Source organism: Kitasatospora sp. NPDC096140 (assembly GCF_040303045.1).
Lineage (GTDB): Bacteria > Actinomycetota > Actinomycetes > Streptomycetales > Streptomycetaceae > Kitasatospora.
This window is the reverse complement of record NZ_JBEOUW010000023.1, coordinates 97,116-119,438: the sequence shown is the minus strand read 5'-3', so window position 1 is coordinate 119,438 and position 22,323 is coordinate 97,116. Positions and strand designations below refer to the sequence as shown.

The following is a 22,323-nucleotide window of genomic DNA, read 5'->3' as shown; positions in this document are numbered from 1 at the left end:
GCGTGGATGCGCTCGGGGCTGTGGCTTCCTGATCGGGTGCCGAGGGTCATGAGGTCCGCTCATGGGTGCGTCTGCCCTCGGGGCTGTGGGTTGCTGATCGGGTGCCGGGTGGCATGAGCCGGGCTCATGGGGCTCGTGTGGTTTTCGGGGCGCTGGATGAGGGCCGTCGGTCGGACGTTGCGGGGCATGAGCGGCGCTCATGGTGCTCATGAGGTCGCCGGGTCGGATGCCGAGGCCCATGAGTCGGCCTCATGCGGTGGCCGCCCCGGGGTGGGGCGCTGCTCGCTGGGTCCGTGGCGGGCGCTGGAGGGGCGTTCTCGGGGCTGTGGGTCCCTGGCCGGGGTTCCGGGCGGGTGATGGGCCCGCGCGCCGGGCTGAGGGGCGTGGGCGGGCCCTCGGGCGGCGTGTCGGGGGGCCCGGGGCGGAGCGTGGGGCGGGGACGGGTGAAGATGGACCGTCATGCCGAGCACCACCGAACCAGCTGAAACCGCCGTGAGCGCGACCGAGGACGGGTCGCGGGGCGGCTTCCGGGTGCGGCTGGACAACTTCGAGGGCCCCTTCGACCTCCTGCTCAGCCTGATCGCCAAGCACAAGATGGACGTCACCGAGGTGGCGCTGGCGACCGTCACCGACGACTTCATGGCGCACATCCGGGCGATGGGCCCGGACTGGGACCTGGACGCGGCGACCGAGTTCCTGGTGGTGGCCGCCACCCTGCTCGACCTCAAGGCCGCCCGCCTGCTGCCCGCGGCGGAGGTCGAGGACGCGGAGGACCTGGCCGTCCTGGAGGCCCGTGACCTGCTGTTCGCCCGGCTGCTGCAGTACCGGGCGTACAAGCGCGCGGCGGCGCTGTTCGGCGAGCGCTGGGCGGCCGAGCTGCTGCGGCGCCCGCGGACGGTCGGGCTGGAGCCCCGGCACGCGGACCTGCTGCCGGAGGTGGTCATCACCATCGGTCCGCAGCGCCTCGCCGAGCTGGCCGCCAGGGCCATGGAGCCCAAGCCGAAGCCGGTCGTGTACGTGGACCACATCCACACCCCGCCGGTCAGCGTGCGCGAGCAGGCGGGGCTGGTGGTCGGGCTGCTCACCGAGCTGGGCGAGGCCTCGTTCCGGCAGCTGGTGGAGGACGCGCCGGACACCCTGGTCGTGGTCGCCCGCTTCCTGGCGCTGCTGGAGCTCTACCGGGAGCGGGTGCTCGACTTCGAGCAGCCGGAGGCGCTCGGTGAGCTGCGGGTGCGGTGGGTGGCGGAGGAGGGCCGGGTCGCGGTCGAGGTGACGGACGAGTTCGACCGGCCGGCGGGAGAGGCCCCGGGTGAGGCCCGGGGCGAGGCGGAGGAGGACGAGCGGCGATGAGCGGCGGGAACGAGGGAAGGCGGCCGGTGCGGCGCCCACTGGGGCTGCCGGGGCAGCCGCGGGCCGAGGAGTGGATGGAGCCGGCCTTCGAGCTGCTGCCGGACCCGGTGGAGACCGTGAATCCGGTGGACCGCGGGGAGCGTGTGGAACCTGCGGAGCCCGTGGGGGCCGAGCCGGCGGCCCGGGTGGTGCACCAGAAGTCGGCTCCGTCGACTTCCGGCGCCGAGGAGTCGCCCGGCTCCGCGCAGCCGCCCGCCCCCGTGCTGCCGGCCGACGCCGGGCCCCGGGCCGACGCCGGACTGCGGGCCGAGCTGGAAGCGGTCCTGATGGTCGTCGACGAGCCGGTCGCGGAGGAGCGGCTGGCCGGGGTGCTGGACCGGCCGCGGGCCGAGGTGGCCGCGGCGCTGCGCGAGCTGTCCGCCGAGTACACCGCCCAGGGCCGCGGCTTCGACCTGCGGTTGGTGGCCGGCGGCTGGCGGTTCTACACCCGCGAGACCTGCTCCGCGGCCGTCGACCGCTTCCTCCTGGACGGCCAACAGGCCCGGCTCACCCAGGCCGCGCTGGAGACTCTGGCGGTGGTCGCCTACCGGCAGCCGGTGTCCAGATCGCGGGTTTCCGCCGTCCGCGGTGTGAACTGTGACGGCGTGATGCGTACCCTGGTACAGCGAGGACTGGTGGAAGAGGCCGGATCCGAGCCCGAAACAGGTGCGATCCTGTATCGGACGACGAACTACTTCCTGGAACGGATGGGGCTCCGCGGCCTGGACGAGCTGCCGGAGCTCGCTCCCTTCCTGCCCGAGGTCGACGACGTGGAAGCGGAGTCCCTGGAGGGCACGATGATCGCGGAGGCGGTCGCCGCCGCTGCCGCGCAGGCCGCGGACGGCAGTGGCGAGGCCGGTCGGGCCGGGCCCGATCGGTAGGGGGCGGTGAGGTCGGCCGAAACGACCGCACATCCCAGACGGAACGACGTACGGACACTTTGATGCGTAGCAGTGGCAACGGCAGGAACAGCAGCGGCGGCGGGAGCGGTCGCAGCGGACAGGGCGGGGGCCGGGGCGGCGGCTCCTACGGCGGCGGCAGCGGCGGCGGCCGCGGCGGCTCGGGCGCGCGCGGGGGTTCGTACGGCGGTGGCTCCTACGGGGGCGGCGGCCGCGGCGGCTCGGGATCGGGCTCGGGTTCGGGCTCGCGCGGCGGCTCCGGTTCGTACGGCCGCGACAGCCGTCGGGACGACCGGCGCGACGACCGGCGCGACGACCGCCGGTACCCGGACCGCCCGCTGCGGCCCGAGGAGCGCAAGTACGACCGCCCCGAGTACGGCGGCGGCCCGAACGCCACCCCCGCCCGCGGCGGCTTCGCCGGCCGGCGCCCCGGTCCGGCCCCGCGCCCGCGCCGCGAGGGCCAGGGCGCCCCGGGCGACCCGCGCCGCCAGCCGCAGCGCTCGCGCGAGCTGCAGGCCAAGATCGAGGACGCCGTCCTCGCCCGGCACGACAAGCCGGCCGTCAAGCTGCCCAAGACCTTCGGCGAGCCCGAGGGCGAGCGCCTGCAGAAGGTACTGGCCCGGGCCGGCATCGGCAGCCGGCGCGCCTGCGAGGAGCTGATCGAGCAGGGCCGGGTCGAGGTCAACGGCAAGCGCGTCACCGAGCAGGGCAAGCGGGTCGACCCGCAGAACGACGAGATCAAGGTGGACGGCCTGACCGTCGCCACCCAGTCCTACCTGTTCTTCGCGCTCAACAAGCCGGCCGGTGTGGTCTCCACCATGGAGGACCCGGACGGGCGCCAGTGCCTGGGCGACTACGTGACCAACCGGGAGACCCGGCTGTTCCACGTCGGCCGCCTGGACACCGAGACCGAGGGCATCATCCTGCTCACCAACCACGGCGAGCTGGCCCACCGCCTCACCCACCCGCGCTACGGCGTGACCAAGACCTACCTGGCCGCCATCCAGGGCCCGATCCCGCGCGACCTGGGCAAGCAGCTGGCCCAGGGCGTGGAGCTGGAGGACGGCTACGCCCGCGCCGACAGCTTCAAGGTGATCTCCAACGTCGGCAAGAACTACCTGGTCGAGGTGACCCTGCACGAGGGTCGCAAGCACATCGTCCGCCGGATGCTGGCCGAGGCCGGCTTCCCGGTCGAGAAGCTGGTGCGCACGCACTTCGGTCCGATCGCCCTGGGCGACCAGAAGTCGGGCTGGCTGCGCCGCCTGACCAACCCGGAGGTCGGCCAGCTGATGCGCGAGGTCGGCCTGTAGGCCGTCGCGTTCGCCCGTCTCTGAGGGCCCCCGGCCGCCGTGGTGCGGCCGGGGGCCCTCTGCCGTGCGGGACGTGGCGCCGGGCGGGGTGTGCGGTCCGTGCGGGGTGTGGGGGTCGTGCGGGTCGTGTGAGCCGGGACGCAACCGCTGGTCACGGCCTTGTCAGCGTCATGATCCGTGGCAGAGGATGGCCACCGGGCCACCGTCCCGCCGCGTGGCGGGACTGCGCCAGCACGGGCGCCGGTGGGCGGAGCAGGGGCGAACAGGGGGAGACGGCGTCGTGTCCGATGCACCACTGGGGCGGGCCAGCGGACAGGCCCTCGGCACACTGGGCCTGGCCGAGCCGGACGGGCAGGTGTACGCGGCGCTGGTGGCCAATCCGCAGTCCACCGCGGAGGAACTGGCGGAGGGCTGCGGCCTGACGCTCCAGCAGGGCGTGCGCGCCCTGGACCGGCTGGCGCAGCAAGGCATGGCCACCCGCGCGCCGGTGGACCGGCAGCGCTTCCTGGCGGTCGCCCCGGACGTCGCGATCGGCACCCTGATCGGCCACCGGGAGTCCGAGCTGCGGCAGGCCAGGGCCGAGATGCACCGGCTGATGGACGCCTTCCGGGAGGCCTCGCGCTACACCGACCCGGCGCACTCGGTGGAGGTGCTGACCGGCGGCGAGGCGATCGCCCAGCGGCTGGAGCACATCACCGAGACCAGCCAGTACCAGGTGCGCGGCTTCGACCGCCCGCCGTACATCCAGGACCCGGTGGCACCGATGCCGCTGCAGCGCCGCCGGCTGCGCGAGGGCGTGAAGTTCCGGACCGTCTACGACCGGGAGGCGGTGGCCTGGCCCGGGCGGCTGGAGAAGAACATCCTGGTCGGGGTCGCGGACGGTGAGGAGGCGCGGGTCCGGCCGACGCTGCCCATGAAGATGATCATCTCGGACGACCGGATGGCGATCATCCCGATCAGCGTCGGTGACAGCGTGCTGGACGCCGCCTACGTGATCCACCCCTCGGCGCTGCTCCAGGCGCTGGACACGCTGTTCGAGGCGGAATGGGAGCGGGCCGTCCGGCTGCAGGCCGCGGTCGGCACCGGGGACGCGTCGCCGGAGCCGGAGGCCGACCACCGCAAGCTGCTGGGCCTGCTGGCGGCCGGGCTCACCGACGAGTCGATCGCCCGGTCGCTCGGCTGGAGCGCCCGGACCACCCAGCGCCGACTGCAGAGCCTGATGCGCTCGCTGGGCGCCACCACCCGCTTCCAGGCCGGCATGGCGGCCCGGGAGCGGGGGTGGCTCTGATCCCGGCCCCGGACCCGGCCCCGGCCCCGGACCCGGACCCGAGCCCCGCACCGGGGGCGGGGGCTGGGGCGGGGCATGGTCGGGGGCTGGGCCGGGATCGGGGCCGGGCTCCGGGGTTCAGCTCCAGGGGGTGAGCGAGGACCAGCGGCCGTCCGGCCCCCGTTCGACCTTCTCCAGGCCGACCACGGCGGAGCGGTTCAGCCGCCCGTAGATGTGCGGGAAGAGCACGTCGGGGGTGGCCCCGGGCGGCGGGGCGCCGTGCGGGGCCTCCCACTTGACCATCGGCTCCACCAGCGACTCCTCGATCAGCAGCACCATCAGCGGGTCGGGGGAGTCGGCGAAGAAGGCGTTGGCGACCGCGAGCGCCGTCTGCTCGTCCGCCGAGCAGTGGATGAACCCGTCGGTCAGCAGCGAGGCGGTGGCGTACGGGCGGCCGGGGTCGGCCAGCCAGTCGTCCAGGGGGGCGAGGTGGAGGATCATGTTTCCTTTTCTACCCGTTGTCTCCGGGTTTGTTCCTGAGCGGTCGTCACCCGCCGGGCGGTGGTCGCCCTGCCCGACGGCGGGCGTCAGAGTCCGGCCACCTTGGCGGAGGCGGAGATCTCGTACACCAGGGTGAGCGTGCGGCGGGCGCCCGGGCCGAGCGGGACGTCCCAGCGGACGATGCCCTCGGCGTCGAAGGCGTCCGGCGCCGGGGCGCACTCCTCCTTGCGCAGCCGGACCTCGACCGCCGACACCTCGGAGACCGGCACCCGTTCGCGCACCGTGACGATCCGTTCGTCGTGCTCCTCCGGGCCGGAGAAGCGGGACAGGTGCAGCCGCACCGTGCGGGTGGTGGTCTGGCGGCCGGTGAGGCCGGCGGTGGCCTGGCGCTCCTCGGTCTCGCGGACCACCCGGTAGCCGTCCGAACTGCCGAAGGAGAGCTCGGCGTCGGCGCCGGTGGCGGTGAAGCGCAGCTCGCCCCGGCCGGTGAAGCCGCTGCCGCGGACCAGCTCGACCGGCCCGGCCAGCAGCGGGTGCCCCGCCGCGTTGCGGAACCGGACCACCTGGGTGACCAGCGGGGACAGCTCCGGGGCGCAGGCGTACTCGCTGCCCGCCGGGCCGGTGAAGGCACCGAGCGGCACCCGGTGCGCCCGGCCGTCGGAGGGCACGGTCGCGGGGGCGGGGGCGGGCAGCACCCGGACCTCGCCGCCGTCGTTCACGCCGGGGACCCCACCGCTCGGCCCGAGCTCGCTGATCGCCTCCTCGCGCAGCTCGACCTCGACCGTGCGGCGCTCCTCGTCGGTGCGCTCGCGCAGCACCAGGACGTCCTCGGCGACGGCCGGCGGGTCGGTGGCGAGCGCGGAGCGGGCAGTGGAGAAGGTGAGCCGGGCGTTCGTCCAGTCCTCGCCGGTGCGCTGCCAGACCACCGCCTCCGACTCCAGCCGCAGGCCGCCGTCGCCCAGGGTCGCGCGGTAGGACGGGCGCCAGAGCGCGCAGGGCACCAGGTGGGAGACGGTCAGCCCGGCCGGGCCGGCCTGCGCCGCCTCGACGGTCAGGTCCAGGTGGGCGGTCAGCTCGGCCGGGTCCTCCTCGGCCTCGTCCAGCGCGATCAGGGCCTGTGAGCGCTCCTGCTCCAGGCGGCGCAGCAGGGAGTGGGTGGTGCGCAGCTCCTCGCCGTAGCGCTCGCGCTCGGCGTCCACCCGGTCCAGCTCGCGGGACCACCGGCTGCGTTCGAGCTCGCCGATGCCGGCGCCTTCGCCGATCTCGCGCAGCAGGTCGGCGGAGAGCTGGGCGAGCAGGGCCAGCCGGGCCTCCAGCCGCGCGCGGGTCTGGTCGGCCAGGCGGCTCTCGGTGTCCAGCCGGTGGAGCCGGTGGCGCAGTTCCGAGTCGTCCGGGCCGGGCGGCAGCGGGGCGCGCGGGGTCCAGGCGCGGACCAGCCGGGCGTCCAGGACGCGGACGCCGGGGGTGGCGGACTCGGCGCGCAGGGTGCGGTCGACGGCGAGGGCGGTGAGCGGGCCGAGGCGCAGCCGCTGGACGCCCGCGGTGAGGTCGACCGTCGTCGTGCGCTCGACCTGGCTGCGGTCCTCCAGGCAGGTGACGGCGGTGACGGGGAGGGCGTTCGTTTCCCGGGTGGTGTCTCCGCTCATGGTCAGTTCCTCCGGTTTCCGCCGACGATGGCCTTTCCGGCCGGGATCTTGATCAGGTAGCCGCCGTCCAGCTCCGTGCTGCCGCCGGGTGGCAGGTCGACCCGCCAGAGCCGGGTGCTGGGCGGGCACTCCGGTGTGGAGACGGCCGGGGCGTGCCACTCGGCCCGCTCCTCGATCCGGACCTCGGCGTCGGAGGTGACCGGCACCCGCTCGCGGACCTCCACCGTGACGGCGCGGCCGAGCCGGTTCGCGAGCCGGACGTGCACCCGGTGGTCGAGCACGGTGCTGTTGCCCTTCAGCATGCCCGTGGTGGACTCGCGCAGCTCGGTGCGGCGCGCCACCTCGATGCTCTCGGTGACGCCGATGCCCAGGCGCCGCACACCGCCGGGCGCCAGGGTGGGCAGGGCGGCGGTGAGCAGGAACTCGTCGTCCACCGTGACCTCGACCGGGCCGGCCAGGACGGCGCGGTCGGTGCGGTTGGCGAGCACCAGCGTCGCGTACACCTTCTCCTCGACGGCGGGGACGGTGACGTACTCGGGGCGGACGGTGAGCGGGATCTCGTCCACGGTGACGGTGTGCCAGGTGCCGTCGGACGGGATGTCGGCGGGGGCCGCGGCGTCGAAGCGGTGGTCGAAGGAGCCGGCCGACTCGCGGGGCGGGACGGCGTGCCGGGGCAGGACCAGGCGGCGGATCTGCTCGCCCGGGTTGCCGCCGGGCAGGGCCCGGTCCAGCTCCTCGTGCTCGACCCGCTCGGGGCGCGGGTGCAGGGCGCCGCGCCGGGCGGTGGGTTCGTCGGGGCCGGCCAGGACGAGGTCGGGGTAGTCGAGCAGGGTGGCGTCCGGGGCGAAGCCGGTGGCCCGGGGCGGGACGGCGAGGCCGCCGCGGCGGAGCCCGCGGGAGCGGCGGGCCTCCGCCGGTGGGCGGCCGCCCGGTGCCTGCGGGAGCGGGGCGGCGGCGGGGACGGCGGCGGGAGCGGCGAGTACGGGTGGCGGGGGGCCGCCGTAGCCGGCGAAGCCGCCGGGAGCGGGCGGGGGCGTCGGTGCGGTGGTCGGCGTGGCCATCGGCTCGTTGACGCTGAGGGTGCCGCCGCCGTACCGGCCGGAGGGCGCGGGCGGGGCGTCCGGCAGTGCGGCGAAGGCCTCGGCGCGGGGGCCGGCGGGTCGGGCTCCGCCGAGCCGGGGGCCGGCCGGTACGGGCCCGGCGAGGTGGGCGGCCCGGGGCGGGGGCGGGACTGCGGCCGCGTCGTAGCCGGTGAAGAGGTCGGACAGGCCGGCCGGGGGCTCGCGCCAGCCGGAGGGCGGAGGGGCGGGCTGGCTGCGGCCGATCCGCAGCGAGGCGAGCCGGGGCAGGTCGGTGCGGCGGTCGAGGTCGGCGGTGGAGAGGGCGAGGCGGACGTCGGTCCAGTCCTCGCCGGTGCGCTGGGCGACGGCGGCGCGCAGGAGGAGGTGGCCGGCGTCGGAGCCGGTCCGGTGGGACAGGCGGTAGGTGGGCACCCAGCGGGCGGCGGGGACGCCGTACTCCAGTTCGAGGTGGAGGGTGGTGGTGTCGTCCTCGGCGGTGGCGGCAGTGCTGTCGGTGAGGGCGGTGCCGTCTGTGGGGGCGGTGCGGTCTGTAGGGGCGGTGCCGTGCGTGGCGATGGTGAGCAGGACGGTGGCGGTGGTCGAGACCGGTGCGGCCCGGTCGGCGGTGGACGCCCGCTCCAGCCGGTCGGCCGCCGAGTCGCGCTCGTGGTCGGCGAGTTCGATCTCCCGGTTGAGCTCCTCGGCGCGCTGCTGGAGCTGGGCCAGCCGCTCGTCGACGAAGTCGGCGAGTTCCAGCCAGGCGTCCGCGGGAGTACGGCGCAGCGGCTCCTCGCGCCGGGTACGGGGCGGCACCGCGCGCAGGGCGGCGGTGTCCGCGATCGCGGAGAGGACCAGCCTGCGGCGCTCGCCGAGCATGCTGCGGCGCTCGGTGGCCTCGTCCAACTCCCTCTGCAGATCCGAGAGTTCCGTCGGCTCGCGCAGTTCGGCGACCTGCTCCAGCCGGGCCTCGGTGACCGCCGCGCCGGCCGGTCCGGAAAGCACCCGGGCACGCAGTGAGCGGCCGTCCAGGGACAGGGGCAGGCCGGTCAGCCGCAGCCGCCCGCCGCGCGGAACGGGCACGGTGGCCCGGCGGCGGCACACCGCGCCCTCCGCGTACACCACCACGGAGTCGAGGACCGACGGGTGGGCCGGTACGGCCGGCGGTTTCGTCCGACCCGTTCGGCTGCTGTGCTGATCGTCCATGCGCAACCCCTTCGTTCGCGTGTTGCCTGCCGTGTGCCGCGTTGTCGTGAGTCGCCGTGCCGGGTGTCGCTCGTCGCGGCCGACTGCTGCTGCTCTATCGCTCTCTTGCGCTCCTGCGCTCCTGCGCTCCTGCTCGTCCGCTCCTTCGCCCGGGCGGCCAGTCTGCCCGGCTTCGGTGCGGGCGTCGCCGGATTTCCGGGTGCGGCGTGTGCACTGGATGGGACGGGGGCGGGGCCGCCGCGGTTGCCGGTGCCGGGAGCTGCCGGGAACTGCCCCCGTGGTTGCCGGGTGGCAGGTGGGGACTTCGGCGCAGCGGATGAGAGAGGATGGGGCGCGGGTGCTCCCGGACGGTCCCGGCACCTGTCGAGAATCGTGATCGAGGAGAGCGACCCGCCATGCGCACTGCCGTCGTCGTCGGCACCGGACTGATCGGCACCTCCGCCGCGCTCGCCCTGACCGCTCGCGGCCTGACCGTCCATCTGGAGGACGCCGACCCGGACGCCGCCCGCACCGCGGAGTCGCTCGGCGCGGGCACCACCGATCCGGCCGACGGCCCGGTGGACCTGGCGATCATCGCCGTCCCGCCCGCGCTGGTCGGCAAGGTGCTCGCCGACTGCCAGCGCCGCAACCTGGCGCACTGGTACACCGACGTCGCCAGCGTGAAGGCCGGCCCCGGCAGCGAGATCGCCGCACTCGGCTGCGACACCGTCCACTACATCGGCAGCCACCCGATGGCCGGCCGCGAGCGCTCCGGCCCGCTGGCCGCCCGCGCCGACATCTTCGAGGGCCGCCCCTGGGTGCTCACCCCGACCGCCGACACCGACACCGAGACGCTCAACGCCGCGCTGGAGCTGGTCGCGCTCTGCGGCGCGATGCCGATCGTGATGGACGCCGCCGAGCACGACCGGGCCGTCGCCCTCGTCTCGCACGCCCCGCAGCTGGTGTCCTCGCTGGTCGCGGCCCGGCTGGAGAACGCCGACGACACCGCCATAAGGCTCTCCGGCCAGGGTGTGCGCGACGTCACCAGGATCGCCGCGTCCAACCCCGGCATGTGGGTCGACATCCTCTCCGCCAACGCGGGCGCGGTCGCCGACATCCTGGACGAGGTCGCCCTCGACCTCGGCCGGACCGTCACCGCGCTGCGCGCGATGGAGGCGGCCGAGGAGGGCGAGCGCCGGGCCGGCGCGGCCGGGATCGAGGCGGTCATGCGGCGCGGCAACACCGGCCAGGCCCGGATCCCCGGCAAGCACGGCGCGCCGCCCACCCGGTACGAGACGGTGGCGGTCGTGCTCGGCGACCAGCCGGGCGAGCTGGGCCGGCTGTTCGGGGAGGTCGGCGACGTCGGGGTCAACATCGAGGACGTCGTCATCGAGCACTCGACCGGGCAGCAGGTCGGCTTCGTCCAGCTGTCGGTGGCGCCGACGGCGGTCAAGCGGCTGGTGAAGGCCCTGCGGGCGAGCGGGTGGAGCGTGCGGGACTGAGGCGCCGGGGGCTGCCGGGGGCTGCCGGGGGCTTCGGAGGCTTCCGGGGCTCCGGGGGGTGCCGGGGGCTTCGGGGTTTCGGGGGATTGGCGGGCTTCGGGGGCTTCGGGGGGCTTCGGGGCCGGGGTTCGCCCGGGCGCTTCCGGAGGCTGAGCGGGAGTGGGGCGGGCGGCGGAGTCCGTGACGGCGGCAGTCCATTAACCTTGAGGGAGACAATCCCCGGCCGTCCGCCTGCGCAGGCTTCGGCTCCCATGCTCAGAGAGAGGTTCGCCCCCGTGGACACTGCCGACCGAGCGCACGCCCCGGTCGTCGTCGCCATCGACGGACCCTCCGGCTCCGGCAAGTCGACCGTCTCGCGGGCGGTGGCCGCCCGGCTGGGCCTGAGCTTCCTGGACACCGGCGCCATGTACCGGGCGATGACCTGGTGGATGCTGGCCAACGAGGTCGACGTGAACGACCCGGAGGCCGTCGCCGTCGCGTGCGGCAAGCCGGTGATCGTGTCGGGCACGGACGCCGACGGCCCCACCATCACGGTGGACGGCCAGGACGTCTCCGGCCCGATCCGCGGCCCCGAGGTGACGGCGCAGGTCAGCGCCGTGGCCGCGGTGCCGGCGGTGCGGGCCCGACTGGTGGAGCTGCAGCGCGGCTGCGCCGAGGTCGCGGAGCGCGGCATCGTCGCCGAGGGCCGGGACATGGGGACCGTGGTGTTCCCGGACGCCACCGTCAAGGTCTTCCTGACCGCCTCCGAGGAGGCCCGGGGCGCGCGCCGGGCCGCCGAGCTGCGTGCCAAGGGCGTCGACGAGGCGACCATCACCGCGATGGCCGCCGATCTCGCCCGCCGGGACGCCGCCGACTCCTCCCGGGAGACGGCCCCGCTGGCCCAGGCCGCGGACGCGGTCCTGGTGGACACCAGCGACCTCACGCTGGAGCAGGTGATCGACCGGATCGCCGGGCTGGTGGAGGAACGGGCCGGGCTGTCCTCGGTCTGACCCGGCGCTCGTCGGACTGGCCGATGGTCGGGCCGACCGTCGTCGGACCGACTGACCGTCGGACCGGATGATGGTACGGCCGGGCCCTTGCCGGGCCGGCCGCTGCCGGGTTCGACCCCCTACCGAGTGAGCCGCGGGCCGGTGAGGCGCCGCGGAGACAACCATCGCGCTGCCCCGAGCGGGGCAGGTACGCACGGCACGCCCCTGGGAAGGGCCGGGCCGGGAAACGGAACAGACGAACATGACCGCAGAGCACACCACCGCCGATCACGGCGGACTGGACGCCGCCGACTACGCCGAGTTCATGGCCCTCGCCGCCGAGGAGGGCTTCGACATCGACGGCGTCGACGTCCTGGACGGCGCCGAGCACGTCCGGCTGCCGGTGCTGGCCGTGGTCGGCCGCCCGAACGTCGGCAAGTCGACCCTGGTGAACCGCATCATCGGCCGCCGCGAGGCGGTCGTCGAGGACAAGCCGGGCGTGACCCGCGACCGGGTCACCTACGAGGCCACCTGGAACGGCCGCCGCTTCAAGGTCGTCGACACCGGCGGCTGGGAGATCGACGTCCTCGGCATCGACGCCATGGTGGCCGCCCAGGCCGAGCTGGGCATCGAGCAGGCCGACGCGGTGCTGTTCGTCGTGGACGCCACGGTCGGCGCCACCGACACCGACGAGGCCCTGATCAAGATCATCCGCCGGGCGGGCAAGCCGACCGTCCTGTGCGCGAACAAGGTCGACGGCCCCTCCACCGAGGCCGAGGCCGCCTACCTGTGGTCGCTGGGCCTGGGCGAGCCGTTCCCGGTCTCCGCCCTGCACGGCCGCGGCTCGGGTGACATGCTGGACGCCGTCATGGACGCGCTGCCCGAGGCCCCGCCGCAGACCTTCGGCGACGCCGCCCCCGGCGGCCCGCGCCGGATCGCGCTGATCGGCCGCCCGAACGTCGGCAAGTCCAGCCTGCTGAACAAGGTCGCCGGCGAGGAGCGGGTGGTCGTCAACGAGCTGGCCGGCACCACCCGCGACCCGGTCGACGAGATGATCGACCTCGGCGGCAAGACCTGGAAGTTCGTGGACACCGCCGGTATCCGCCGCCGGGTCCACCTCACCGCCGGCGCCGACTTCTACGCCTCGCTGCGCACCTCCGCCGCGCTGGAGAAGGCCGAGGTCGCGGTCGTCCTGATCGACGCCAGCGAGACCCTCGCCGAGCAGGACACCCGCATCATCTCGATGGCCGTCGAGGCCGGGCGCGCCGTCGTCGTCGCCTACAACAAGTGGGACCAGCTGGACGAGGAGCGCCGCTACTACCTGGAGCGCGAGATCGAGCGCGACCTCGTCCAGGTGCAGTGGGCCCCGCGGGTCAACGTCTCGGCCAAGACCGGCCGGCACATGGAGAAGCTCGTTCCGGCGATCGAGACCGCGCTGGAGGGCTGGGAGACCCGCATCTCGACCGCGCGCCTCAACGCCTTCCTCGGCGAGCTGGTGGCCGCCCACCCGCACCCGATCCGGGGCGGCAAGCAGCCGCGCATCCTGTTCGGCACCCAGGCGGGCATCCGTCCGCCGCGCTTCGTGCTCTTCGCCTCGGGCTTCCTGGAGGCCGGCTACCGGCGCTTCATCGAGCGCCGTCTGCGTGAGGAGTTCGGGTTCGTGGGGACGCCGATCTCGATCTCCGTGCGGGTTCGGGAGAAGCGCAAGAAGAAGTAGCAGTGGTAGAGAAGTAGCAGGAGCGTGAGTCGGGGCAACCCGGCTCACGGCCGATGGGCCTCGTCACGGTGGTGGCGGGGCCCATCGGCGTTTCTGTGCGTCGGTGGATGCCGTGGATGCCGTGGATGCCGTGGATGCGGTGGATACCGGTGGGGCAGGGGGGCGGTGGGGTCGGTGCTGGCGGTGCCGGTGGTGGGGCGGTGGGGCGATGTGCGGTGCCTCAGTGGTGATCGCCGTTGCGGCCCGGGGGGAGGGAGAGCATCTGTCGGTGACGGCCGCCGGTGGCCGGGGCGGTGGCGAGCCCCGTGGCCGTACCCATCACCGGGGAGGGTGCGGGCGGTGCGGGCGGCGCGGGCGCCGGTACGGACATCGCGTGCGGGACCGGGCCGAGGTACCCGGCGGCGACCCAGCCCTGGCCGTTGGTGAACTGCCCTGCGACGCTTGCGGATTGGGCCGAGGTGGGGGCAGTGGCGGTGGCGGTCGGGGCGGTGTGGTCGAGGCCGTCGCCGGTGGGGGTGCCGGTGGCGGCGGTTGCGGTGGGGTCCGGATGGTGGTGGGCCTGGAGGCCGTGGGCTGCGTGGCTTCCGGGATGGTGGCCGGTGTGGGCCGCAGCGCGGGGTGCGGTGTGGGGTGCGCCGTGCGGTGCGGCGTGCGGTGCGGCGGCGGGCGCAGCGTGGTGGTGGCCGCCGGTGTGCCCGTGGTGACCGTGCTGGTGGTTGCCGGCGTGTCCGCCGACGTGGCCGGAGCCCGAGCCCGTGCCGTGGGGCTGGGAGGCCATGAACTGGGGGAGGCCCGGCGCCTGGCCCGCGAGGGTGTGGAAGGCCTGGTGCTGGTGCGGGTACGAGCGCTGCTCACTGCGCAGGGGGTAGCCGTCGCGGACCGCGAAGCCGGTGAACGCCAGGTCTTCCTCGCCCGAGCGGTCGCCGGGCAGCGCGCGGAAGAGGCGCCGGTACTCGGAGTACAGCTCGTCGTAGATCGGCGTGGTGGAGTGCGGGTGCTCGGCGTCGTACGACGGGCGCATGCCCGGGATCGAGCGGGGGGCGGTGGTGGAGCGGCCGGGGGACGCGGAGACGTCGTAGCTGTACACGTAGGGGCCAACGAGCGAGAGGGGGCGGGGGATGCGGGGCGCTCATGCGGGGCGGCCATGAGAGGAGGTCATGTACGGCGGTCATGAGCGGTGCGCATGCTGCGTGGATGGCATGAGCGGCGCTCATGCCGGGATCATGAGGGACTCTCATGCGGCGTCCCATGAGGGACTCTCATGCCGAGCCCATGAGTAGGGCCCATGAGTAGGGCCCATGAGCCGGGCTCATGGGCAGGCCCCATGAATCACGCTCATGCGCTCTACGTCCCCGTGCGAGGCGTTCATCCGGGGGAGCGGGGAGCGGGAACCGCGAGGCACACCGGACGCGCGGACCATCGGGACGTGCCGGGAGGAGCGAGCCCGCGCCGGAGGCGGCCCGGGGCGGAGGGGGAGCCGCCGTCCGGCGCGCAGGGCAGGAGGACGGATCAGGTACCGGCGAGCGGGAGGGAGGCGGCGACCACCTGGCCCAGCGCCACGGCCCGCTCCAGCGCCTGGCGCAGCAGGTCCTCGCGGGGCTGGCGGCCGACCATGCCGGCCGGGACGGCGTACATGGTCACCTCGGAGAGCTGGCTCGCCGCCATCCGCCAGGCGTCGGTGACCTGCAGCGGTTGGTGCGCCTGCCACCAGCCGGTGCTGCCGCCGGCCGCGGCGGGCTGCAGGATCGCGTGCAGCTTGCCCATCGCGACCAGGACCGACCAGCCGGGAAGCTGCTCCGGGGTCTCGTCCAGGTCGGTGACGGGCTGGAAGCCGGCGTCCTGGAGGAGGTCGAGGAACTCGTCCTCGCCCGAGGTGCTGCCCGGGCGGCCGACCGGACCGGTGGGCTCGACGACCAGCGAGGCGTGGCCGACCTTGCCGTGCAGGACGAGCCCGCAGGTGATGCCGAGGATGGCGGCCTGGCCGGGGGCGGGCGACTGGGCCGCTGCCCCGCCGGGGGCGGCCGGGCCCGGCTGCGGCGCGGCCGGTACGTGGCCGGCCGGCGCGGGGGCGGGGACGGCGAGGTCCGGGGCGCCGGTCTGGGCCTGGTTGATGCTGCGGACGGCGCCGACCAGCTGCTCCTCCGCGACCGGCACCACCTGGGAGGGGATGCAGCGGGCGTGCGCGAAGGCGAGCACGGCGGTCTCGTCGCCGACGAAGAGCACGGTGCTGGTGGGTTCCACGTGGGTGTCGCCGGGGGTCCGGCAGGAGGTGCACTCGTAGCTGTCGGGGGCGCGGTCGCCGCCCAGTAGGCGGTCGGCCTCGTCGTCGCCGATCTCGGACCGGACCTCGTCGCTGACGTCGAGCATGCGCGGCACAGGGTCTCCTCGGATGGATGCGGATGGGGCTTCGGGGGCGGACACGGGGAGGTCGACATGACCAACGGGCCCTTGTGTCAGGCGTCACGGGTGCCCGTCGAGGCTGACGGGAATTGCCCCGGATCCGACCGCGTGGCGTGTTCTCGTGGTCGCAATCTGTCGATGTCGGTGTCGGGACTGCCGGAACAGAACCGTGAGGTGAGTCACCCGCCGGGGATGTTTCAGCTGGGAATCAATGGTCAAAGCAGACATTTCGGGCATGATTGTGCAGGTCTTACCGCCGGTAACCCTTGGCTGAGCTGGGCAGACCGTTCAAGTTTTGAAATCTCCGCCGACTGGCTCGTAGCTTCTTGGTCGGCGCAACGAGCGCCACCCGGGATCACCCCCGACGCACAGCCCCCCGGTCCGCCGGGCGCGGCAGGTGCCCGCCGACACGACCGCTCGAACAGGTCGTCGGCGAGCGGCTGGGTGGCCGGGGCGGCAGCGGCACGTCCGACACGTGCACGGCCGCCCGACGGACGCGGCAAGCGAACGCGGCCCCTCAAAGGGCCTGGTTCCGCATGCCCGCCCGGGGCTGTCGAGAGGAACCCCATGACCTTCCGTAACGAGAACGCCGCTGCCACCACCTCCGCCGCCACCAAGCGCAACCGCGTTCGGATGGCTGTCGTGGCGGGCGCCGCTGTCGCGGCCCTGCCGGTGGCCGGCCTCGTCACGGCCACCTCGGCCTCCGCCGCCTCCGTCTCCACCTGGGACGCCGTCGCCCAGTGCGAGAGCGGCGGCAACTGGGCCATCAACACCGGCAACGGTTTCTACGGCGGTCTGCAGTTCACCTCCAGCACCTGGGCCGCCTACGGCGGCACCGCCTACGCCTCGCAGGCCAACCTGGCCACCAAGGCGCAGCAGATCGCCGTCGCCGAGAAGGTCCTCGCCTCGCAGGGTCCGGGCGCCTGGCCCGTCTGCTCCGTCAAGGCCGGCCTGACCAAGGGCGGCGCCCCGGCCGCCGTCGACACCTCGGCGGGCGCCACCGCCGCCAAGCCGGCCGCCCCGGCTGCCAAGCCCGCCACCCCGGCTGCCAAGCCGGCGCAGGCCCCGAAGGCCGCTGCGCCCAAGGCCGCCGCCCCCAAGGCTGACGTCGCGCCGAAGGCCGCCGCCCCGAAGGCTGCCCCGAAGGCCGACCAGGGCGCCAAGGCCTGGACCGGCTCGAACGACGCCAAGCCGGCCAAGGGTAACTACACCGTCAAGTCCGGTGACACCCTGAGCTCCATCGCCGCCGCGCAGGGCCTGGACTGGCACGACCTGTACAAGAACAACGCCAAGGTCATCGGTGGCAACCCGGACCTGATCTTCCCGGGTCAGACCCTGAGCATCTGAGCTGCTGAGCTGCCGAACGTCTGAGCTGCTGAGCTGCTGAGCTGCCCAACGTTTGAGCTGCAGAGCTGCTGAAACCGTCGAGGCTGCTGAAGCTGTCGGGGCTTCGCGGTCCTGAGGCTTCGTGAGCGGCTGACACCGCTTGTCCAGGAGTTCACCGGTCCCGGCTTCCACGGCCGCTCCCCCCTCGCACGGATACTCCGCCGAGTGGGGGAGCGGCCGTCGGCGTTCCGTGGCGGGCGGCCCGTGGCATGTCTAGGGTCGGCTGCCATGTCGCAATCGTGTGATGAACGTGTTGGCCGACGTCGGGTTGTGCTTCGGGTCGGTGCCGCGCTGGCGCTGGTGCTGGCCCTGCCCACGGGCGGTGCGCGGGCGGGTGCGGCCGTCCGGGTCGCGGATCTGGTGTGGGACGCGCTGGCCGACTGCGAGAGCGGCGGCGACTGGCAGGCGAACACCGGCAACGGCTTCTACGGCGGACTGCAGATCCGGCCCTCCACCTGGGAGGAGTCCGACGGCCTGCGCTTCGCCGACCGGCCGGACCACGCCGGTCGGCGGGAGCAGACGACCGTCGGCGAGGAGATCGTCCGGCGGCAGGGGTGGGGGGCCTGGCCGTCCTGCGCGAGGGAGTTGGGGCTGACCTGACGGGGCTGGTTGGGACCGGAGCGGGCCTGGGGCGGTCCCCGGTGGGGTCGGTGCGGGAGGATGGTGGGGTGATCCAGGGCGAGTTGTTCGGTGATCTGCCAGGGGCTGACGGCGCCGCGCGCGCTGCCGGGGCCGCAGCCGCAGCCGCAGCCGCACGAGCTTCCGGGACTTCTGGGTTTTCCAGGTCTTCCGGGTCTTCCGGGTCTTCTGAGGCTTCCGGTGGACCCGGGCCCGACGGACGGGCGCGCGTCGAGCCCGCTCCCGGCGCCGTGCTGCTCCCCGGCTGGCTGGACCTGGACGCGCAGCTGCGCCTGATCGCCGCCTGCCGGGAGTGGGCCCGTCCGCCGGCCGGTCTGCACACGGTGCGGATGCCCACCGGCGGGATGATGTCCGTACGGATGGTGAGCCTGGGATGGCACTGGTACCCGTACGGGTACCGGCGGGTCGCCGAGGACGGCGCGCCCGTCAAGCCGTTCCCGTCCGAGCTGGGCCGCCTCGCCCGCCGGGCCGTCGCCGAGGCGTACGGGCAGGCGCTGCCGGAGGTCGCGGGCACCGCGTCGTACGAGCCGGACATCGCGATCGTCAACCACTACCCGCACGGCGCGAAGATGGGCCTGCACCAGGACCGCGACGAGCGGACGGACGCGCCCGTGGTCTCGCTCTCGCTCGGTGACCGCTGCGTCTTCCGGCTCGGGAACACCGAGACCAGGACCCGGCCGTGGACCGACCTGGAGCTGCGCAGCGGGGACCTGCTGGTGTTCGGCGGCCCGTCCCGGTTCGCCTACCACGGGGTGGTGCGCACGCTGCCGGGAACGGCGGACCCGGAGCTGGGACTGGTGGGTCGACTCAACATCACGGTGCGGGAGTCGGGGCTGGGGGTGTAGCGGCGGCTGCCCGGGAGGGCCCGGCCGGGCCCTCCGCTTCCGTCATCCGTTCGTCGACTCGTCTACTCGTTCGAGTGAAACGGTGGCTCGGACACGGTGAGCGGGAATGACCCGGGTCGCCGGAGAATTCGAGTGAGCTGGAGAATTCGATCGGAGTCCGCATCCGAGGGGATCGGGGTCCGGAGAGGAAGCACGCTCATGGGTACCCCCGTCGACGACCTCGTCGATCTGCTCGACCTGGAGCAGATCGAACTGAACATCTTCCGCGGCCGCAGCCCCGAGGAGGCACTGCAGCGGACCTTCGGCGGCCAGGTCGCCGGGCAGGCGCTGGTGGCCGCGGGCCGCACGGTCGAGGACAAGCGCCCCGTCCACTCGCTGCACGCCTACTTCCTGCGCCCCGGTGTGCCCGGCGTGCCGATCGTCTACCAGGTCGACCGGATCCGGGACGGCCGATCCTTCACCACCCGCCGGGTGCTCGCCATTCAGGGCGGCCGGTCGATCTTCGCGCTCACCGCCGACTTCCACAGACCCGAGGAGGGCGGCATCGAGCACCAGTACCCGATGCCGGACGTCACCCCGCCCGAAGAGCTGCCCAGCGCACTGGAGGAGGTCGGCTCCCGGCTCGGCGAACTGCCTCCGTTCATCAGCCGCCGCCAGCCCTTCGACATCCGCTACGTCGACCGGCTGCGCTGGACCAAGGAGGAGCTGGCCGGCGTCGAGGCGCGCAGCGGTGTCTGGCTGCGCACCAACGGCCGGCTGCCGGACGACCCGCTGATCCACGTCTGCGCCCTCACCTACGCCAGCGACATGACGCTGCTGGACGCCGTCCGGGCCCCCGTCGAGCCGCTGTGGGGCGAGCGTCACTTCGACATGGCCTCCCTGGACCACGCGATGTGGTTCCACCGGCCGTTCCGGACGGACGACTGGCTGCTCTACCAGCAGGAGGCCCCGATCGCGCACGGCGCCCGGGGCCTGGCCCGCGGGCAGATCTTCGACCGGAACGGACAGCTGGTGGTGTCCGTGGTGCAGGAGGGGCTGTTCCGACCGTTGAAGCGGTGAGACGGGAAGGCGTGGCGAGTGGCCGCGTTGCGGTTTCGGCGGCCGCGGACCGGTGGGAATGATCCGTCCGGGCGGACGGTGTTGTGGATGATCGAGACGGGCGGCCCGAACAGCGGGCCGTCCCCGGACCGACCGGGAGGGTGGACCGATGACGGCGACGGCCGCGGAGGACTGGAAGCACTGGAGCGACGGGCGGGCCGCGTCCGTGAGCGCACCGCACGGCCAGCTGGCACTCACCGGCACGTACTGGCTGGAGCCCGAGCCCACCGAGATCCCCGGCCTGCCCGGTCGCTGGTGGGCCGACGCCGAGGGCGTCCGGAGCCGGGCGGTGGCAGGCGACGGCATCACCGTGACCGGCGCGGACACGCCGGTGGACGGCGAGGTGCTGCTGCGCCCGGACAGCGACCCGGCAGCCGACACCGCCACCTTGGGCGACCTGCTGCTCGTCCCGATCGAGCGCGAGGGCGAACTCGCCCTGCGGGTCTTCGACCCGGCCGCGCCGAGCCGGGTCGCCTTCGCGGGCATCTCGGCCCATCCCTACGCACCCGAGTGGGCCGTGCCCGCGGTCTTCACCCCGTTCGAGGACGAAGCCCGGTCGGTCGTGGTCCCGAACGCGGACGGCAAGGAGCGCCCGCTGGCCGTCACCGGGCAGATCGCCTTCACCGTGGCCGGCGAGCACCGCACGCTGACCGTCAGCCGGTCGGGCGACCTCCTCAGCGGCGTGTTCGCCGACGCCGGCAGCGGCATCGACACCTACCGCTTCCGCTTCATCACCCTGCCGGCACCGGATGCCGACGGCCGTACGGTCCTCGACCTCAACCGGGCCTACCTGCCGCCCTGCGCCTTCTCCGACCACTTCATCTGCCCCTTCCCGCCGCCCGGCAACCGGCTGGACTTCGCGGTCGAGGCGGGGGAGAAGCAGGTGCTGAGCAGGTAGCCGTCACGGGGTTCCGGGCCAAGGGTGCCCCCGGCGCGGGGGCGGCCGGGGGCGGGGCGGAGCATGGGAACATGTCGAACGATCAACATTCCACCTCCGCCGCGTCGGCGGACGCCCCGCCCGCGGCCGGACCCGGGGCCGATCCGGCGGACGGTGCCGCAGCCACCGGTCTCGCCCCCGACGCCGGTGCCGCTTCGGGTGTCGTTCCCCAGGCCGGTGCCGCGCCGTCCGGCCCCGCATCGCCCGGCACCGAGGCTGCCGGTGACCTGCCGGCGGACCCGGTGGCCACCGGCGCGCCGTGGTACCGGCGTGCGTTCGCCGACCTCAGCCCGCTACGCGAGAACGCCGACTACCGCAGGGTCTGGTCCGGTCAGGCCGTCTCCTCCATCGGCCAGCAGATGACGGCCGTCGCCGTCTCCGTCCAGGTCTACGACCTGACCGGTTCCGCCTTCGCGACCGGCCTCGTCGGCATCTTCTCCCTCGTCCCGCTGGTCGTCTTCGGCCTCTACGGCGGCGCGATCGCCGACACCGTCGACCGGCGCAGGCTCGGCCTGATCGGCTCGGGCGGCCTCGCCGTCGTCTCCGCGGTCCTGGCCGCGCAGGCCCTGGCCGGCCTCGGACTGGTCGCCGTCCTCTACGCGGCCGTCGCCGTCCAGGCCGGATTCTTCGCCCTCAGCTCGCCCGCCCGCTCCGCGATGATCCCCCGGCTGGTACCCAGCCACCAGCTCCCGGCCGCGAACGCCCTGAACACCGTCAGCATGAACCTCGGCCTCACCATCGGCCCGATGCTCGGCGGCGTCCTGATCGGCGCGTACGGAGCCCAAGCCGCCTACCTGGTCGACACCGTCGCCTTCACCGGCACCCTCTACGCGATGTGGCGCCTGCCCGCCATGCGCCCGCTCGGCGAGCGCAAGGGCCGCGCCTCCGTCCTCGACGGCCTCCGCTTCCTGCGCGAGCAGCCCAACCTGCGCACCAGCTTCCTGGCCGACCTGGCCGCGATGGTCTTCGGCATGCCCCGCGCCCTCTTCCCCGCCATCGCGATCACCTTCTACGGCGGCGACGCCGGCACCGTCGGCCTGCTGGTCTCCGCCCCGGCCGTCGGTGCCCTGACCGGCGCGCTCTTCTCCGGCTGGGTCGGCCGCGTCCACCGCCAGGGCATCGCCGTCCTCGCCGCCGTCGCCGCCTGGGGTCTGGCCATCGCCGCCTTCGGCGTCCTCCACAACCTCTGGCTCGGCCTCCTGCTCCTCGCGGTCGCGGGCTGCGCCGACACCGTCAGCATGATCTTCCGCAACACGATGATGCAGGTCGCCGCCCCCGACGAGATGCGCGGCCGCCTCCAGGGGATCTTCATCGTCGTCGTGGCCGGCGGCCCCCGCCTCGGCGACTTCGAGTCCGGCACCGTCGCCGCCCTCACCAACCCCACCACCTCCGTGATCAGCGGCGGCCTCGCCTGCGTCGCCGCCGTCCTCCTCCTCGCCGCCCGCCGCCCCGCCTTCCTCGCCTACGACGCCCGCCACCCGACCCCCTGACCCACCCCACCCCCAAACCTGGCAGCGAGCACCCCCCGACGTGCTGTATTGTTTTCCACGTCGCCGGGACACCGGGGACAAGGTCG

The 22,323-nt window shown here is 74.3% G+C and carries 18 protein-coding genes; 13 read left to right on the top strand and 5 right to left on the bottom strand.

The genetic code is table 11. The annotated features are described in order from the left end of the window. The first annotated feature begins 459 nt into the window (after positions 1 to 459). The 4 genes from ABT048_RS23875 (at position 460) to ABT048_RS23860 (ending at position 4,886) form a co-directional block, all read left to right on the top strand. Positions 460 to 1,350 (top strand): segregation and condensation protein A, encoded by an 891-nt coding sequence (locus tag ABT048_RS23875; RefSeq protein WP_350523496.1) that lies wholly within the window; start codon positions 460 to 462, stop codon positions 1,348 to 1,350. Positions 1,351 to 1,676: 326 nt separating this feature from the next. Then, complete coding sequence (scpB, locus tag ABT048_RS23870; RefSeq protein ID WP_350523516.1) at positions 1,677 to 2,270, top strand: SMC-Scp complex subunit ScpB; 594 nt, start codon at positions 1,677 to 1,679, stop codon at positions 2,268 to 2,270. A 62-nt stretch (positions 2,271 to 2,332) separates the two neighbouring features. Then, the gene (locus ABT048_RS23865; protein ID WP_350523495.1) at positions 2,333 to 3,598 is read left to right on the top strand and encodes a pseudouridine synthase; all 1,266 of its coding nucleotides are present in this window, start codon (positions 2,333 to 2,335) and stop codon (positions 3,596 to 3,598) included. A gap of 280 nt (positions 3,599 to 3,878) precedes the next feature. Continuing rightward, positions 3,879 to 4,886, top strand: a complete 1,008-nt coding sequence (locus ABT048_RS23860) for a helix-turn-helix domain-containing protein (RefSeq protein ID WP_350523494.1) — start codon at positions 3,879 to 3,881, stop codon at positions 4,884 to 4,886. Positions 4,887 to 5,003: 117 nt separating this feature from the next. Here the strand turns inward: ABT048_RS23860 and ABT048_RS23855 are convergent, their stop codons facing one another. The 3 genes from ABT048_RS23855 to ABT048_RS23845 form a co-directional block, all read right to left on the bottom strand. Further along, positions 5,004 to 5,366 carry a DUF952 domain-containing protein gene (locus ABT048_RS23855; RefSeq protein WP_350523493.1) on the bottom strand — a complete coding sequence of 121 codons (363 nt, stop codon included), beginning with the start codon at positions 5,364 to 5,366 and terminating at the stop codon, positions 5,004 to 5,006. 86 nt (positions 5,367 to 5,452) lie between these two features. Beyond that, a complete protein-coding gene (locus tag ABT048_RS23850) occupies positions 5,453 to 7,012 on the bottom strand; it encodes a DUF4139 domain-containing protein (protein WP_350523492.1) in 1,560 nt (519 codons plus the stop codon). A 2-nt stretch (positions 7,013 to 7,014) separates the two neighbouring features. Beyond that, positions 7,015 to 9,276, bottom strand: coding sequence for a DUF4139 domain-containing protein (locus tag ABT048_RS23845; RefSeq protein WP_350523491.1), 2,262 nt, complete (start codon positions 9,274 to 9,276; stop codon positions 7,015 to 7,017). Positions 9,277 to 9,671: 395 nt separating this feature from the next. Between ABT048_RS23845 and ABT048_RS23840 the strand changes: the two genes are divergently transcribed. From ABT048_RS23840 to der, 3 genes are all read left to right on the top strand, one after another. Next, positions 9,672 to 10,757, top strand: coding sequence for a prephenate dehydrogenase (locus tag ABT048_RS23840; protein ID WP_350523490.1), 1,086 nt, complete (start codon positions 9,672 to 9,674; stop codon positions 10,755 to 10,757). A 275-nt stretch (positions 10,758 to 11,032) separates the two neighbouring features. Then, a complete protein-coding gene (gene cmk, locus ABT048_RS23835; protein ID WP_350523489.1) occupies positions 11,033 to 11,746 on the top strand; it encodes a (d)CMP kinase in 714 nt (237 codons plus the stop codon). A gap of 241 nt (positions 11,747 to 11,987) precedes the next feature. Beyond that, positions 11,988 to 13,442, top strand: a complete 1,455-nt coding sequence (der, locus tag ABT048_RS23830) for a ribosome biogenesis GTPase Der (protein ID WP_350523488.1) — start codon at positions 11,988 to 11,990, stop codon at positions 13,440 to 13,442. 220 nt (positions 13,443 to 13,662) lie between these two features. Here der and ABT048_RS23825 read toward each other — a convergent pair whose 3' ends face one another. Next, a complete protein-coding gene (locus ABT048_RS23825) occupies positions 13,663 to 14,529 on the bottom strand; it encodes a hypothetical protein (RefSeq protein ID WP_350523487.1) in 867 nt (288 codons plus the stop codon). Between the two features lie 422 nt (positions 14,530 to 14,951). Further along, positions 14,952 to 15,818, bottom strand: coding sequence for a DUF8842 C-terminal domain-containing protein (locus ABT048_RS23820; RefSeq protein WP_350523486.1), 867 nt, complete (start codon positions 15,816 to 15,818; stop codon positions 14,952 to 14,954). A 591-nt stretch (positions 15,819 to 16,409) separates the two neighbouring features. Here ABT048_RS23820 and ABT048_RS23815 point away from each other — a divergent pair. The 6 genes from ABT048_RS23815 (at position 16,410) to ABT048_RS23790 (ending at position 22,237) form a co-directional block, all read left to right on the top strand. After that, positions 16,410 to 17,189, top strand: coding sequence for a transglycosylase family protein (locus tag ABT048_RS23815; protein WP_350523485.1), 780 nt, complete (start codon positions 16,410 to 16,412; stop codon positions 17,187 to 17,189). Positions 17,190 to 17,498: 309 nt separating this feature from the next. After that, positions 17,499 to 17,828, top strand: a complete 330-nt coding sequence (locus tag ABT048_RS23810) for a transglycosylase family protein (RefSeq protein WP_350523484.1) — start codon at positions 17,499 to 17,501, stop codon at positions 17,826 to 17,828. Between the two features lie 269 nt (positions 17,829 to 18,097). Then, positions 18,098 to 18,712, top strand: a complete 615-nt coding sequence (locus tag ABT048_RS23805) for an alpha-ketoglutarate-dependent dioxygenase AlkB (RefSeq protein ID WP_350523483.1) — start codon at positions 18,098 to 18,100, stop codon at positions 18,710 to 18,712. A 198-nt stretch (positions 18,713 to 18,910) separates the two neighbouring features. Continuing rightward, the gene (locus ABT048_RS23800) at positions 18,911 to 19,771 is read left to right on the top strand and encodes an acyl-CoA thioesterase (RefSeq protein ID WP_350523482.1); all 861 of its coding nucleotides are present in this window, start codon (positions 18,911 to 18,913) and stop codon (positions 19,769 to 19,771) included. Between the two features lie 148 nt (positions 19,772 to 19,919). Continuing rightward, positions 19,920 to 20,708 (top strand): DUF1684 domain-containing protein, encoded by a 789-nt coding sequence (locus ABT048_RS23795; protein ID WP_350523481.1) that lies wholly within the window; start codon positions 19,920 to 19,922, stop codon positions 20,706 to 20,708. A 71-nt stretch (positions 20,709 to 20,779) separates the two neighbouring features. Further along, positions 20,780 to 22,237, top strand: a complete 1,458-nt coding sequence (locus ABT048_RS23790; RefSeq protein WP_350523480.1) for an MFS transporter — start codon at positions 20,780 to 20,782, stop codon at positions 22,235 to 22,237. Positions 22,238 to 22,323 lie beyond the last annotated feature (86 nt).

Coding starts and splice junctions, on each gene's coding strand:
- ABT048_RS23795 (WP_350523481.1), top strand. CDS start 19,920: ATGACGGCGACGGCCGCGGAGGACTGGAAGCACTGGAGCGACGGGCGG.
- ABT048_RS23875 (WP_350523496.1), top strand. CDS start 460: ATGCCGAGCACCACCGAACCAGCTGAAACCGCCGTGAGCGCGACCGAG.
- ABT048_RS23815 (WP_350523485.1), top strand. CDS start 16,410: ATGACCTTCCGTAACGAGAACGCCGCTGCCACCACCTCCGCCGCCACC.
- ABT048_RS23845 (WP_350523491.1), bottom strand. CDS start 9,276: ATGGACGATCAGCACAGCAGCCGAACGGGTCGGACGAAACCGCCGGCC.
- ABT048_RS23790 (WP_350523480.1), top strand. CDS start 20,780: ATGTCGAACGATCAACATTCCACCTCCGCCGCGTCGGCGGACGCCCCG.
- ABT048_RS23850 (WP_350523492.1), bottom strand. CDS start 7,012: ATGAGCGGAGACACCACCCGGGAAACGAACGCCCTCCCCGTCACCGCC.
- ABT048_RS23855 (WP_350523493.1), bottom strand. CDS start 5,366: ATGATCCTCCACCTCGCCCCCCTGGACGACTGGCTGGCCGACCCCGGC.
- ABT048_RS23865 (WP_350523495.1), top strand. CDS start 2,333: ATGCGTAGCAGTGGCAACGGCAGGAACAGCAGCGGCGGCGGGAGCGGT.
- scpB (WP_350523516.1), top strand. CDS start 1,677: ATGGTCGTCGACGAGCCGGTCGCGGAGGAGCGGCTGGCCGGGGTGCTG.
- der (WP_350523488.1), top strand. CDS start 11,988: ATGACCGCAGAGCACACCACCGCCGATCACGGCGGACTGGACGCCGCC.
- ABT048_RS23840 (WP_350523490.1), top strand. CDS start 9,672: ATGCGCACTGCCGTCGTCGTCGGCACCGGACTGATCGGCACCTCCGCC.
- ABT048_RS23800 (WP_350523482.1), top strand. CDS start 18,911: ATGGGTACCCCCGTCGACGACCTCGTCGATCTGCTCGACCTGGAGCAG.